This window comes from Priestia sp. FSL W8-0524 (assembly GCF_038005965.1).
Classification (GTDB): Bacteria; Bacillota; Bacilli; order Bacillales; family Bacillaceae_H; genus Priestia; species Priestia zanthoxyli.
This window is the reverse complement of sequence record NZ_JBBOUG010000001.1, coordinates 3,035,772-3,048,774: the sequence shown is the minus strand read 5'-3', so window position 1 is coordinate 3,048,774 and position 13,003 is coordinate 3,035,772. Positions and strand designations below refer to the sequence as shown.

The 13,003-nt window shown below is 39.1% G+C and carries 17 protein-coding genes; 14 read left to right on the top strand and 3 right to left on the bottom strand.

The window, feature by feature from the left end; all coding sequences use genetic code 11:
• Positions 1-414: 414 nt before the first annotated feature.
• From NST66_RS15730 to NST66_RS15720, 3 genes are all read left to right on the top strand, one after another.
• On the top strand, positions 415-723 hold the full coding sequence (locus NST66_RS15730; protein WP_081356377.1) for a hypothetical protein: 309 nt from the start codon (positions 415-417) through the stop codon (positions 721-723).
• A 344-nt stretch (positions 724-1,067) separates the two neighbouring features.
• Entirely contained in the window at positions 1,068-1,640 is a 573-nt protein-coding gene (locus tag NST66_RS15725) for a GNAT family N-acetyltransferase (RefSeq protein ID WP_071272813.1), read from the top strand.
• Positions 1,641-1,720: 80 nt separating this feature from the next.
• Positions 1,721-2,857 carry an ATP-binding protein gene (locus tag NST66_RS15720; RefSeq protein WP_340843486.1) on the top strand — a complete coding sequence of 379 codons (1,137 nt, stop codon included), beginning with the start codon at positions 1,721-1,723 and terminating at the stop codon, positions 2,855-2,857.
• 57 nt (positions 2,858-2,914) lie between these two features.
• On the opposite strand, the gene NST66_RS15715 is transcribed toward NST66_RS15720, so the two are convergent.
• A complete protein-coding gene (locus NST66_RS15715) occupies positions 2,915-3,688 on the bottom strand; it encodes a DUF2628 domain-containing protein (RefSeq protein ID WP_071272816.1) in 774 nt (257 codons plus the stop codon).
• A 190-nt stretch (positions 3,689-3,878) separates the two neighbouring features.
• On the opposite strand from NST66_RS15715, the gene NST66_RS15710 reads away from it, so the two are divergent.
• From NST66_RS15710 to NST66_RS15685, 6 genes are all read left to right on the top strand, one after another.
• Complete coding sequence (locus NST66_RS15710; RefSeq protein ID WP_071272819.1) at positions 3,879-4,223, top strand: YunG family protein; 345 nt, start codon at positions 3,879-3,881, stop codon at positions 4,221-4,223.
• 15 nt (positions 4,224-4,238) lie between these two features.
• Positions 4,239-5,120 (top strand): PhzF family phenazine biosynthesis protein, encoded by an 882-nt coding sequence (locus NST66_RS15705; RefSeq protein ID WP_340843485.1) that lies wholly within the window; start codon positions 4,239-4,241, stop codon positions 5,118-5,120.
• Between the two features lie 163 nt (positions 5,121-5,283).
• On the top strand, positions 5,284-5,958 hold the full coding sequence (locus NST66_RS15700; protein ID WP_340843484.1) for a response regulator transcription factor: 675 nt from the start codon (positions 5,284-5,286) through the stop codon (positions 5,956-5,958).
• Complete coding sequence (locus NST66_RS15695) at positions 5,955-7,337, top strand: sensor histidine kinase (RefSeq protein WP_340843483.1); 1,383 nt, start codon at positions 5,955-5,957, stop codon at positions 7,335-7,337. The genes NST66_RS15700 and NST66_RS15695 overlap by 4 nt, the downstream gene beginning before the upstream one ends.
• A gap of 72 nt (positions 7,338-7,409) precedes the next feature.
• Entirely contained in the window at positions 7,410-8,495 is a 1,086-nt protein-coding gene (locus NST66_RS15690) for an ABC transporter permease (protein ID WP_340843482.1), read from the top strand.
• A complete protein-coding gene (locus tag NST66_RS15685; protein WP_340843481.1) occupies positions 8,495-9,190 on the top strand; it encodes an ABC transporter ATP-binding protein in 696 nt (231 codons plus the stop codon). Before NST66_RS15690 ends, NST66_RS15685 begins: the two co-directional genes overlap by 1 nt.
• 33 nt (positions 9,191-9,223) lie before the next feature.
• On the opposite strand, the gene NST66_RS15680 is transcribed toward NST66_RS15685, so the two are convergent.
• The gene (locus tag NST66_RS15680; protein WP_340843480.1) at positions 9,224-9,364 is read right to left on the bottom strand and encodes a hypothetical protein; all 141 of its coding nucleotides are present in this window, start codon (positions 9,362-9,364) and stop codon (positions 9,224-9,226) included.
• Positions 9,365-9,688: 324 nt separating this feature from the next.
• Here NST66_RS15680 and NST66_RS15675 point away from each other — a divergent pair, with 324 nt between their 5' ends.
• Genes NST66_RS15675 through NST66_RS15665 form a run of 3 tightly spaced genes read left to right on the top strand, consistent with a single transcriptional unit; the run spans position 9,689 to position 11,110 of the window.
• Positions 9,689-10,141, top strand: coding sequence for a hypothetical protein (locus NST66_RS15675; protein WP_340843479.1), 453 nt, complete (start codon positions 9,689-9,691; stop codon positions 10,139-10,141).
• A 13-nt stretch (positions 10,142-10,154) separates the two neighbouring features.
• Positions 10,155-10,715: a shikimate kinase gene (locus NST66_RS15670; RefSeq protein WP_340843478.1), complete on the top strand. Its 561-nt coding sequence runs from the start codon at positions 10,155-10,157 to the stop codon at positions 10,713-10,715.
• 5 nt (positions 10,716-10,720) lie between these two features.
• Complete coding sequence (locus tag NST66_RS15665) at positions 10,721-11,110, top strand: VOC family protein (RefSeq protein WP_071272846.1); 390 nt, start codon at positions 10,721-10,723, stop codon at positions 11,108-11,110.
• A gap of 67 nt (positions 11,111-11,177) precedes the next feature.
• On the opposite strand, the gene NST66_RS15660 is transcribed toward NST66_RS15665, so the two are convergent.
• A complete protein-coding gene (locus NST66_RS15660; protein WP_224357831.1) occupies positions 11,178-11,483 on the bottom strand; it encodes a hypothetical protein in 306 nt (101 codons plus the stop codon).
• 116 nt (positions 11,484-11,599) lie between these two features.
• Between NST66_RS15660 and NST66_RS15655 the strand changes: the two genes are divergently transcribed.
• The gene (locus tag NST66_RS15655; RefSeq protein ID WP_340843477.1) at positions 11,600-12,187 is read left to right on the top strand and encodes a GNAT family N-acetyltransferase; all 588 of its coding nucleotides are present in this window, start codon (positions 11,600-11,602) and stop codon (positions 12,185-12,187) included.
• 183 nt (positions 12,188-12,370) lie between these two features.
• Positions 12,371-12,730, top strand: a complete 360-nt coding sequence (locus NST66_RS15650; RefSeq protein WP_221777903.1) for a hypothetical protein — start codon at positions 12,371-12,373, stop codon at positions 12,728-12,730.
• The last annotated feature ends 273 nt before the right edge of the window (positions 12,731-13,003 follow it).

Genomic DNA, 13,003 nt, shown 5'->3' with positions numbered 1-13,003 from the left:
AAAATAAGATGGACACGGTACTTTTTTTTACTTTCTACATAGGATGAATCATCCCAATATCTCATATATGAGCCCCCATGTTATAACGAAGCAGGCTAATAGCACTTCCTCCTTAGCCTGCGTACATAATGAAGTAGAAGCCGAAGAATTTTTTCTTCGGCTTCTTATTTTTTACGATGAAATCAACATGTTAGTACTTTCCATATACATTCTAAGTCATGATCCGCTTCTTTTTGTATGTATTAGGTACTAAAGAGAAATCGAGCTCATTTTCATATAAACCTAGTAATTTGCTTTTTTTCGTAATTCTTTTCCCTTATTTTCAGCATAACCAAGATATTTGCCCAAGACAGCGAATAGGTAAATGCATATTCTTGGGTGAAAGCAAAAAACAAAAAAACGGAGGTTTCTCTTATGAATTCAGAAATGCATTTTTTACCTACTATGTATTCTCAAGATCATCATCAACTTCAACACGCGGATGAAAGGTTTATTGGCAGACCGTTTGGCTTTGGCAGACCGTTTGGTTTTGGACGCCCGTTTGGCTATGGCTTTGGGAGACCATTCGGCTATGGCTTTGGAGGACCATTTTTAGGAGGATTAGCAGGAGGGCTAGTAGCAGGCTCACTGTTATCACCATATGGCTATGGCGGTTACGGCTACGGTTATGGTGGTTATCCGTATGGCGGCTACGGCGGTTATGGCTTTGGCTGCGGCTGTTAAACGCAAGTAAAAGAAAAAATCTCAGAAGAAATATTTTTCAGATCATTCTTTTCTATAAAGAAGTCTGTTTTGGAACGTAAGGCGTTATATCCATCCACAGTTAATCAGAGCGTGCACCCCACTTAATATAAAAAACCACCTGGTGATTTTCCAGGTGGTTTTTGGTTTACATAGTAAAGAAATAAAAAAAGTGGCAGAAAGAGATAAAGAAAAGATGTTAGAATCGTGCTTTTTGTTCTTTACATTACAGTAAGAAACGCTTACTATGTGAGAAAATGGAAATGTTAATGAAGCATTCTTTTTACATAACTTTCTGTGAGAAGTAAAAGAGGGAGAGACATAACATGATCGAAAGTCATACTATTTATTTACGCCCGTTAACTGTCAGCGATGCGCACGAAAGCCTCCGATTGCAAAAGGACAATCGCGGCTTTTTTGAACAGTTTTCTATGATTCGAGAGCATTCTTTTTATACGTTAGAGAGCCAAGTAGAAAAAATTCAGCGTCACGAAGAGAATAGAAAAAACGATGAAGAATACTATTTTGGTCTTTTTCAAAAAGAGAATAATAAGCTGATTGGCACTATCAGTCTTTTTCAAGTGATGCGCGGATCTTTACAAAGCGCAGTTATCGGCTATTTTTTAAATCACCATCATAATGGTAAAGGGTACGCAACAGAAGCCGTAAAAGCACTTGTTGACTATGCGTTTGAAGAGCTGCATCTTCACCGCATTGAAGCCGGCGTTATGCCACGTAATTTGCCTTCTCAGCGCGTACTCGAAAAAGCTGGGTTTCATAGAGAAGGAATTGCTAGGAAAAATGTAAATATTAATGGCATATGGGAAGACCATCAAGTCTTGGCTATTCTTAACCCTAATGATGAAATAGAAGAAATAAACGAGTTCTTAAAATTTTGATATACGTTTTCGAATTTAAAATTTATAATGAGAATAAGAGAATAGAACAGTCTATATTTAAATAGTAGGTGACTAAGGTAATGGAAGAGAGGAACATCAATGAAAAAGCCGTTTGGGATGTATTGCAGATGGCTAGCGAAGTAGTCGGAAGCAGGACGCTGTTTGTAGGGATTTTCGACGAACAATTTTCAGTTATGAAAGCCTTTAATAAAGAAGGGGGAAGCCTTGTAGAGGATGGACTGACGCTGCCGTTAGAGCTTGCGGTATGCAACTTAGTCACGTGTGATGAACCCCTTGTTATTCCCAATACAAAACGCGATGTTAGAACGTCTAATTTAGCCATCATTGATGGTGCCCGGGTAGGTTCTTATTTAGGAACACCGATTGTGCTAGAAGACGGAAGAATGTTTGGTACCTTATGTGCGGTCGATCCGGATCCTTATCAGTTTAGTGAAAGTGAAATTCAAGGGCTAAACCGGCTGGCTGGTATTTTGTCTCATATTATTTATAAAAATCAAGCGGCTGTTTTGCCGAAAATTGAAGAGAAAATTCTGCAGCTTGATAAACTGGCGCTCGTAGGGCAGCTAGCAGCAGGATTAGCGCATGAGATTCGAAACCCGATGCAGTCGGTGCGTGGCTTTATTCAATTTTTATTTAATGAAAATGAACAAGCAGAGCCTTTTCAAAAAATTGTTCTTGATGAACTGGACCGCATGAATGAACTTATTAACAACTTCTTGCTTGTCACGCAGCCAACAGCGCCTAAAAAAGAAATCGTATCAATTGTAGAAGTTATTCATGATACCGTTGCTTTCTTGAAAAGTGAAGCTGCGCTATATAATGTCGAAATGAACGTAAGAATAGAAGGAGCCATTCCGCTTGTATCAATCGACCCTGCTCAAATGAGAGAAGTGTTTATGAACCTTTTGAAAAACGCCATTGAAGCAATGGAGAAAAAGAAACGCGGGGAAGTAAACCTTATTATCAAAGAATGGGAAGATTGGGCTCTTATTGACATTCAAGATACAGGTTCTGGGATTCCGCTATCGATTATTAATAAAGTAGGAAATCCATTTTTCTCAACAAAAGATGGAACAGGCATGGGGTTAGGGCTTTCTATTTGTAAAACGATCATCAACGAGCATAACGGTAAGCTTGCGATTGAAAGTGATGAGAACGGGACAGTGGTGACGGTTAAGCTGCCTTTGACGCTTTAAGATAAAACAAAAAAGAAAGGAGAGCAAGCACTCATCCTTTCTTTTTTGCTGACTTTTTTAATATGCTGAACTGTCTTCAATCCAGTATTCATAGTCTTCCGCATCTTTTTTATTTAACTTTTTGCCGTTGATGTAAATTTTGTCCCACTCGTAAATTTGTTTATCCAAATAAACGTTAAACAAAATGCGTACATGCTCTTTTTCTGTATAATCGTAGCCGGTAAATTGTACAACGTGATGACGGCCTTCTTTTTTAATATAGGTCCATTTTGGATGATCGTTGTAGGTTTCAAGCGTAATTGCTTCGTCGCCGTAGCGAACTACATCTTTAATATTCGTTTTTGTTGGTAAATATGATAGTCCGGCTCCGACTCCAAACGTAATCACAAGCGCCAAGATGCTTAAACCAATAGCAATTCCGATGTGAGTGCCGCCTTTTATTTGCAAATAAGCTTCTTTCCGCTGTTCCACCTGAGCTTCGGCTCGAGCTAACACGTTTTTAACGTGCTTATAATACCAGCGGTTGGCACACAGCCCTGTAATAAGTGAAGCACCGCCGAACACAATTGCATCGGACCACTCTGGTATGTCCACAAAGCACAAAAGGGAAAACCATATTACTTCAATAAGCGATAAAATAAAAAAGTGCTTATACATTTTTCGGTATGCAAACCAAGCGCTTGTCAGAAAAAAGGCTGCCCAGTTCCACGTGTTGTTTTTAGCTGGGTTGGCTGTTTTTCCCCACTTCAAATCATAATACGGCGTATTCGTTCGAACTACTTTATGCTCTTCTTCAAAAGAAACGATTTCATTTACTGCTTGTTCTTCCATTTAAAACACCTTTCATTGGTTATAATCTATCATCTAAAATGACTCTATTATTATACATTATTTCTATTATTTTTCTATTCTTCCTTAAATTATTTTTAAAGTAAGAATATTTGCGCTGTGGATTTTTTAATGGGAACTTTCATAAAAAAGAAGAATATGGTAGATTTGAAGGAAAAGGAGCTGCCCCAACGTGAATCGTTTAAAGAAAGCCCTGCATCAATCGTGGTCAATTCATTCAAGCACGAAGTGGACAGTTGATAATCCTGCCAAAGGACAGTGCGGCGTGACCGCGCTTGTCGTTCAAGATCTAAAAGGAGGAGATATCTTAAAAACTCCGTGTAAAGAAGGCTGGCATTTTTATAATCAGCTCGATCAACGGCGCTGTGATTTTACCCAAGAACAATTTCGTGAGCCTCTCCATTATGAAGACATTTTGTCCAGTCGGGAAGAAGCGTTTATGGATACGAATAAAGAGCAATATGAGGCTTTAAAGAAAAACGTAATGACCTATTTTACACATAAAAATTCGCGTTAGAAAGGAACAACATAAATGAAAAGTATTCAGTATTCCATTGTTGATGTATTTGCACAGAGAAAATATACGGGAAATCAGCTCGCAGTTTTTAAAGACGCCGAAAGCCTTTCAGACAAAGAGATGCAGCAAATGGCTAAAGAAATTAATTTCTCTGAAACCACGTTTATTACGTCTTCTTCTCCACAAAAAGGAGAATATAACGTACGAATTTTCACTCCTAATGAAGAAGTACCATTTGCAGGCCATCCGACGCTTGGTACCGCTTATGTGATTCGCGAAGAACTCGAAGAAAAAGATACGAAGGAACTTATTCTTCATTATAAAGCAGGTCCTACGCCCGTTACATATGATGAACCAAAAGACGTGCTGTGGATGACACAAGGTCAGCCGACGTTTGGAAAAGTGTTAGATAAAAAGCAGGTGGCGGACGTGTTAAACCTTGATGAGGCTTATATCGATATGCGTTTTCCTATTCAAGAAGTATCCACCGGTCTGCCGGTCATTCTTGTCCCGTTAACATCATTAGAAGCAGCTAAAGAGATAAACGTAGACAAAGAAAAATATTTCAAACTGATAGAAGACACGGAAGCGAAAGCAATTATGGTCTTTTCACCGGAAACCTATCACCAAGATCATCACGTAAATGTGCGAGATTTTGCTGATTACTACGGCGTTCCAGAAGATGCGGCAACCGGCAGCGCCAACGGCTGTTTAGCAGCATATTTAGTTAAATACCGTTATTTTAATCGGACTATAATTGACATACGTGTAGAACAAGGATACGAAATAGGAAGACCTTCACTGCTGTATGTAAAAGCTAGTTATGACGGAGAAGCTTTTCACATCCAAGTAGGCGGAAAAGTCGAGATGATTGCCCGCGGTGAATGGATTTTGTAACAAGATGTTCATCTGCTGTTCACAATAAGCCCTTATCCTAATAAAAACGCAATATGACCACGGTGTTTGGTTACACTAGTAAACAGATAGATACTGAAAGAATAAATGATGGCGGCCAAAAGGTCGCCATTTTAAATGCTTGATAAAAGGAGTGGCAGAAAAAATGATTCACATTTTACTGGCGGATGACGATGCCCATATGCGGCAGCTGGTTCGTCACTATTTGCAGCTTGAAGGCTATATGGTGCATGAAGCAAAAGACGGGGAAGAAGCTTCAGGTCTGCTTGCTAAGCAGCACATTCATTTAGCGGTTATAGATATTATGATGCCTCATAAAGACGGATATGAAGTTTGCGAAGAAATACGGAGTTATTATGATTTCCCCATTATTTTATTAACGGCAAAAGATCAGCTGGAAGACAAAGAACAAGGCTTTTTAGCAGGAACGGATGACTATGTGACAAAGCCGTTTGAACCAAAAGAATTGATTTTCCGAATTAAAGCACTGCTTCGCCGGTACGAAGTGGTAAATGAAAAAATGATTGTGCTGAACAACACCTCTATCGACCGAAAAAGCTATGAAGTGCACTGCAACGGACGACTGTTCATTCTTCCAATGAAAGAATTTGAATTATTAGCTCAGCTTGCGAGCTATCCAGGAAGAATTTTCACAAGAGAAGAATTAATCCATCTCATATGGGGAGCGGATTTTAATGGAGATAACCGCACAATCGATGTACACGTAAAAAGGCTGCGCGAGCGGTTTGAACACACCGATGATTTTGTCATTACGACGGTTCGAGGAGTCGGCTATAAGCTTGAGGTGAGGGCAAAATGAAGACGCTCTATTTGCGGATTGTGCTGACGACCATTGCTGTAATGGTATTTAGCAGTCTCCTCGCGTTTATTCTAGCAAACGTTTATTATCAGTACAGCTTAAAACCGTATAACGATCAAAAGCTTACCCGTATGGCAAAAGACATTGCGAGCTTTTACGAAAGCAATAGAGGCGTGGATCAACAGTCTTATTTACAGCATATTAGTAAACTTGGCTATCAAATATATGTAGTGGACAGCACCGGACATGAGACGTTTTACGGACGAGAGTTTAGAAACCAGCGCTTAGAAAAAAGTGCTGTCAAACAAGTGTTAGAAGGCAAAATGTATCACGGAATTGCAAACTTTCCTTCACAGGTGTTTGTGACGGGGTTTTTTGATAATGTGTTAGCTAATACCATCGGCGTGCCGTTAAAAGGAGAAAGTAATAAGCAGCAAGCGCTGTTTATTCGCCCAGATATTCAGCTGCAGTTCGGGGAAATGCGCATTTTTTTCTCAGTCATTTTACTGCTGATGATTGTATTAAGTATTTTGTTTGTACTTATTAGCACGCGTTATTTAGTAAAACCAATCGTTAAGCTAACGGAAGCAACAAAGCAAGTGGCAAAAGGAAAATACAACGTTGAGCTATACGTAAAGCGCCGAGACGAAATCGGCGCGCTTGCTTCACATTTTTCCGAAATGGCTAAAAGTTTAGAGCAGCTTGAAGAGATGCGCCAAGAATTTGTATCCAACGTGTCACATGAAATTCAGTCTCCGCTGGCGTCCATTCAAGGGTTTTCAAAAACGCTCCGTTCTGCGGATCTTTCTGATGAACAAAGAAATGAGTATCTGTCTATTATTGAAGAAGAAAGCCGGCGCATGTCGTCACTCAGCAAACAGCTGCTTACGCTTGCTTCACTTGATAAAGAAAGTGAGCATATCGACAAAAGCACGTTTGACGTTGCGGCTCAAATCAAGCAAGTGCTGTTTATGACGGAGTGGAGCTGGCGTGAAAAAGAGCTGGCCATTGAAATGGACCTGCCTTCAACGATGATTTCAGGCGATCAAAAACTGCTTCATCAAGTGTGGACAAACTTGATTACAAACAGCGTAAAGTTCACGGAAGAAGGAGGAAAGCTGTCTCTTCGCGTTGGCATGGAAGATACGCATTGCCACGTTGAATTTCAAGATACGGGAATCGGCATGTCAAAAGAAAGCCTCCCGCATATTTTTAATCGTTTTTATAAAGAAGATAAAGCAAGAAGCCGGACGGAAGGAAGCAGTGGTCTTGGTTTAGCGATTGTAAAGCAAATTGTCGAGATGCACGGAGGTTCCATTCACGTTGAAAGCGAAAAAGGAAAAGGCAGCATTTTTCACGTCTATCTTCCGAAAATGTAATGAGCCGTTCATCTTCCATTCATTTTCTATTTTTATACTTTAAATAGAATTAAAAAAGGAGATGAAAGAAACATGTTTTTGGCTTTACGTGAATTAAAACATGCGAAGCTGCGCTACTTACTCATTGGCGCGATTATGGTGTTAATTGTATGGCTTGTACTTTTTGTATCAGGCTTAGCAAAAGGGCTTTCTTCTGACAATGCTTCAGCTGTTCAAGAAATGAAAGGAAATTACGTTGTGCTTCAAAAAGAAGCGGATCAGCGCCTGACGCGCTCTGTTTTATCCATAAACAAAACAGAAGATATTCAACAACTAAGCGGAAAGAAAAAAGCTGAGCCGCTTGGTGTGATGATGACAGCCGTTATAAATGAAGGAAAAGCGAAAAAAATAGACGCCTCGTTTTTTGCCGTAAGCACGAGCGGCTTTTTAGCTCCGAACGTAACAGAAGGGAAGATGATTACGGACGATGCGAAACATGAAGCCGTGGCGGACTCTTCGCTAAAAGAAGAAGGAGTAAAGCTAGGTGATACGATAAAAGATACGGCTTCAGGAAAAAGCTTTAGGATTGTTGGTTTTACAAAAAATCAGTCGTTTAGTCACGCGCCTGTTATTCATATTAATCTTAAAGAGTGGAAAACAATTGAAAACACAGGTGCGTTTAATGCAGTGGTGTTAAATATGAACGATAAAAAAGCACATGCTCTTCAAAAAAAGGAGTCTGACATTGACGTGATTAGTAAAGGTGAAGCGTTAAAAGGAATTCCAGGTTATCAAGAAGAACAAGGCTCGCTTTTAATGATGGTCGCATTTTTGTTTATCATTGGCGCTTTTGTGCTAGCGGTTTTCTTCTACGTGATGACGCTTCAAAAAATGAATCAGTTTGGCGTGTTAAAAGCCATCGGAGCAAAAACAAGCTATTTAGCGCAAACGATTTTATCTCAAGTGGTTGTGTTAACAGTATGCAGTCTTGCTATTAGTATTGGATTGACATACGGGGTAGCAGCCGTATTGCCGGATTCGATGCCGTTTCACTTAGACGTATCGCTAATCGCAGGGTGTTCAGCGCTGTTTGTAGCTGTTTCTGTACTGAGTTCATTATTATCGCTGTATCGCGTAGCAAAAGTAGATGCGGTTGAAGCGATTGGGAGGGCTGTGTAATGAGTGAAGAAAAATTAGTTTTAGAGAGTGTTAGCAAGTCGTTTGGAGACGGAGAAAACGCTGTAGACGTGTTAAATGATCTATCGCTGCGTGTAAAAGCAGGAGAGCTTGTGGCGATTGTCGGTCCTTCTGGTTCTGGGAAAAGTACCTTTTTATCCATTGCAGGCGCGCTGCTTTCACCGTCTAGAGGACGCGTGATGATTGATGGAGACGAGATTAATAACATGTCTTCAGCGCAAATGAACAGCATTCGTCTTAAAAAAATTGGCTTTATCTTTCAATCAGCTAATTTAATCCCGTATTTAACGGTTCGCGACCAGCTGCTTCTTGTCACGGAACTAGAAGGAAACCGAAACAAAGGAGCAAAAAAAAGAGCGGATGATTTGCTTGAAAAGCTCGGGCTTGCCCATCGAAAACATCACTATCCTGAAAGTCTATCCGGCGGAGAGCGCCAGCGGGTAGCGATTGCAAGAGCGTGGATGAATAACCCTGAAATTATCTTCGCAGACGAGCCGACGGCAAGCTTGGATTCAGAGCGAGGAAGAGCGGTCGTTCAAATGCTTGCAGATGAAGTGAAGCTAAGGGGAAAAGCGGCTGTAATGGTTACCCATGACCAAAGAATGCTAGATTTATGTGACCGCGTTGTGTGGATGGAAGATGGAAAATTAGTGGAATCAGATAGCGTGCAAGTTTAAAAAGTGCTGCTCTTGACAAGAGCAGCACTTTTTTTACGGTATAAAATTAAGCGATGGAGGCACAGTTTCTTGTTCTTTGTTAAATAAGTTAATTCCTCCTGCCGTTTCCAAACCGTAGCCTGCCGTTTTTAATGACGTTCCAGTAATTTCATTTTTCTGTCCCTGAAGCATCACTTCATCACTGGGCTCTCCTAGCTGCTGAAAAATTCCGGTCGTTTGAATGATTTGACCGATTGTTTTTAAAGAATTTCCTGCAGCAATTAGCTCTTCAAAACTTACTTTGCGTTCTTCATTATGTGCCTATTTATTATCTCGATTCGGCGCCTCCATACGTTCACTCCTTTGTTAGTAAATCAGTTAGTTATTCATGTTCCGTTTCTGTAAAAAACATGTAGCGAAAATAAAACGATTAACATAGGTAACGTCATTTAAGAAGGAAGAAAATAAGAAACAGGAAATAAACGAATCGTGAAGAAATAATAAAAAGGTGATGAAACGATGAAAACATGGAAAGTGACTGCGTTTGGACTTATTATAGCAAGCTTTTCCGGGTGTTCAAGCAGTGGAGTTCTTGAAGAATCTCCGCCAAAAGCCTATCTCGAAGCAAGCAACCATCTTTATGACACAAAAGTTGGCACTTACTGCTGGAAAAACACGTGTGTGGATAAAGCAGGCCCTTTGGAATTATTAAAAGCCGAAAAGCCTATTAAAGTAAAAGCAAATGAATGGCTATCGCTTGTTATCAAGTATAAGCGGCAGCCAAACGAAAAGCATATGGTACAAATACAAAGCAAACATGAAGTGGACGTACCACTGAAGAAAAATAAGCTGAAAGCACCTTCTGAAGCAGGCACGTACTACTACTCATATTCAGTGTGGTGGATGGATGAAAGTCAAAAAAATGTATCTAATGGAGATGCGTCGTACGCGTTTGTATTGGAAGTGAAATAAGGAGAGAGAGCCTATGCAAACCCCTATTATTCTCATTGGACCTATATGCGCGGGTAAAACGACGGTTGGTGAAAAAGTAGCCCAAAAACTAAGTATTCCTCAGTGCTCAATGGACGAAGTACGATTTTCTTACTACGAGGAAATAGGTTTCAGCAAAGAAACACAGCAGGACATTCGAGAAAAACAAGGGTTTCAGGGTATGTACGCCTATTGGAAGCCGTTTGAAGCCTATGCCGTTAAAAGAATACTAGAAGATTACAAGCATGCGGTCATTGATTTTGGCGCCGGTCACTCGGTCTATGAAGACATGGGGCTGTTTCAGCAAGTAGAAAAGATATTAAAACCTTATCAGTTTCTATTTTTATTGCTTCCCAGTGCTGATAAAGAAGAGTCCATACAAATATTACATCAAAGACTGCAGCAAATAACGGATGATGAAGATGTTTTTAAGCTTAACAAACATTTTGTAACGCATCCGTCAAATGAGCTGCTGGCAAAGCAAACAATCTACACAAAGGAAAAGTCGGCAGATACAATAGCGAAAGAAATTATTTCATCTATATCGAAGGAGTGAAAGCAATGATTAAAAAAGTCGGTCAAATTATGGTGTATGTAAACGATCAAGATCAAGCGGTAAAGTTTTGGACAGAAAAAATGGGATTTCAGGTTATATCCGAACAAAAGAATGAACAAGGCATGAAGTGGATCGAGCTAGCACCTGTAGCTGGTGCCGAAACAACTATTATCCTTCATAATAAACAGCTAATAGCAAAAATGCAGCCGGAATTAAATGTCGGGACACCTTCGCTTCTGTTTTTTACGGAGAATGTGGATGAATTATATAGAGATTTAACAGCTAAAGGCGTAACGGTGGGAGAAATTGTATCGATGCCTTCAGGAAAAGTCTTTAATTTTTCAGACAGTGAAGATAACTACTTTGCGGTTATGGAAAACGTGAATATGAAATAAAAGAAAAACAAAAAACACCGAGAGCATATATATTCTTCTCGGTGTTTTACACGTAGTACAGGATGAATTACTCTTCATTATCGTTAGTAAAATTAAATTCAATTAGTTTATTTCGCCCGCACTTTCCTGCGATTTGTCCTTCTTGATTAGCATTTTGCCCGCCATTTTTGGCAATTTGTCCACCTTGAGATGCATTTTGCCCGCCGTTTATAGCAATTTGTCCGCCTTCATATGCAATATTTGTATAATAATTAATGGTTACACAGCATGGTTTTTTCTTACGAGGACGCTTTTTAAAAGAATAATCGCTTTCTACATAATATTTGTCATCTGCTGAATTGTAGTAGCAATAATATTTTTTTATAGGATTCACTCCTTTCGTCATAGTTGTTATATTTTATTCGTTATTTAAAGTTATGCTTGTACACCTGTGTATTCACATTCGTTTTAATTTCCTAGAATTTAATAAATCAAGGAGTGAGATGTTTTATGATGAAACTAATAGGAGAAAAAGTGTTGCTAAGGGAAGCGACAGAGGAAGATATTAATGAACTTTATTATTGGAAATACGAAGAAAAAAACCAAGAAGCAAAAAAGTGGAATGCTCCTTATATAACAGAAGAAAAGCTTACGAAAGAAGAGTATATGAAGTCATGGGAAAAAGAGTATGAGCTTTTTCTAGGCGTTCCGCGACTCCTCGCGGTCATCATTGATAAAAAAGCGGTGGGAACCGTAAGCTGTTACTGGGTGGACAAGCATACAAACTGGCTGGAAACCGGAATTGTTATTTACGACTCATCCTATTGGAGCGGAGGATACGGAACGGAAGCTTACCGGATGTGGATTGATTTTTTATTTGAATCTACACATTTACATAGACTCGGTATGTCCACGTGGTCAGGAAACATCAGAATGATAAAAACAGCTGCAAAAATAGGCATGAAAGAAGAGGCGAGAATCAGAGAAGCACGTATCGTAAACAGTGAACGTTTTGACAGCATCAAAATGGGAATGCTGCGAAGGGAATGGGAAAGTCATCGCAATAAAAGATTTGATTATGAAAGAACACAGAGATAAATTAGAGCGCTAATATACATTGTCTAATTATTTAAAGCTTCTTCCTTTTTGAATGGAAGAAGCTTTTCTTATGTTCAATCATGTCATTTGTGAGATCTAGCGTGTATAAAATTAAAAGAAGGAACGTTTATATAGATCTTCTCCAAACAGTTACTGTGTTAAAAACATCAGGGGGGGAAATACATGCGGGTAAACTTTAAAGAATCTGCAAAAAGAAGCGTGAAAAAGGAGAGAACGCTGCGATTTACGCTAAATGTAATCGGAATATTTATGTTTATAGGGGTTTTAATCAGATGGTGGACTGTTCCATTCGCTATTAGTAATAATCTCGAAATTTATTATAATCCAGATTTTCAAATGAAGCCCAGTGAGTGCAAGGAATTTCTTGCATTTACGCTATGCGCAGCAGGCGTGTATTTTAGTTTAATAAACATCTACTTTTTAGGCAAAACAGGTAAAAAACTAGTCTATACCGTTCTTGTTTTACTGGCTGTCTTTAACCTCTATATGATGCTTACACTTCTTGCTGTAGCTACGCATTAAAGGCGTGTGTGCAGCTTAAAAGAAAGAGGTCAAACTTCCTTTCTCTTTTAAATTGTTTTACGTTTTTTCTATGTAAAAAACAGATAAGTCTTCAAACGTCTTCATTAGCTGAGCTTCCATATTACTTCCGTTTTTTGATATTTTCACTGACACATATGTAAACATTATGTACATTTTTACTTTCATACAATTCTATCAAGTCCATTAAAACAGTTTTATTTTTTAAATTCAACTAAAAAGCATTTTCATTATTTTTCCATAAATTATCTAAGA

Bases quoted from the DNA above. Each gene is read 5' to 3' on its own strand.
- NST66_RS15725 (WP_071272813.1), top strand. From the start codon at position 1,068: ATGATCGAAAGTCATACTATTTATTTACGCCCGTTAACTGTCAGCGAT.
- NST66_RS15695 (WP_340843483.1), top strand. From the start codon at position 5,955: ATGAAGACGCTCTATTTGCGGATTGTGCTGACGACCATTGCTGTAATG.
- NST66_RS15650 (WP_221777903.1), top strand. From the start codon at position 12,371: ATGCGGGTAAACTTTAAAGAATCTGCAAAAAGAAGCGTGAAAAAGGAG.
- NST66_RS15720 (WP_340843486.1), top strand. From the start codon at position 1,721: ATGGAAGAGAGGAACATCAATGAAAAAGCCGTTTGGGATGTATTGCAG.
- NST66_RS15705 (WP_340843485.1), top strand. From the start codon at position 4,239: ATGAAAAGTATTCAGTATTCCATTGTTGATGTATTTGCACAGAGAAAA.
- NST66_RS15700 (WP_340843484.1), top strand. From the start codon at position 5,284: ATGATTCACATTTTACTGGCGGATGACGATGCCCATATGCGGCAGCTG.
- NST66_RS15690 (WP_340843482.1), top strand. From the start codon at position 7,410: ATGTTTTTGGCTTTACGTGAATTAAAACATGCGAAGCTGCGCTACTTA.
- NST66_RS15715 (WP_071272816.1), bottom strand. From the start codon at position 3,688: ATGGAAGAACAAGCAGTAAATGAAATCGTTTCTTTTGAAGAAGAGCAT.
- NST66_RS15730 (WP_081356377.1), top strand. From the start codon at position 415: ATGAATTCAGAAATGCATTTTTTACCTACTATGTATTCTCAAGATCAT.
- NST66_RS15685 (WP_340843481.1), top strand. From the start codon at position 8,495: ATGAGTGAAGAAAAATTAGTTTTAGAGAGTGTTAGCAAGTCGTTTGGA.
- NST66_RS15675 (WP_340843479.1), top strand. From the start codon at position 9,689: ATGAAAACATGGAAAGTGACTGCGTTTGGACTTATTATAGCAAGCTTT.
- NST66_RS15655 (WP_340843477.1), top strand. From the start codon at position 11,600: ATGATGAAACTAATAGGAGAAAAAGTGTTGCTAAGGGAAGCGACAGAG.
- NST66_RS15665 (WP_071272846.1), top strand. From the start codon at position 10,721: ATGATTAAAAAAGTCGGTCAAATTATGGTGTATGTAAACGATCAAGAT.
- NST66_RS15670 (WP_340843478.1), top strand. From the start codon at position 10,155: ATGCAAACCCCTATTATTCTCATTGGACCTATATGCGCGGGTAAAACG.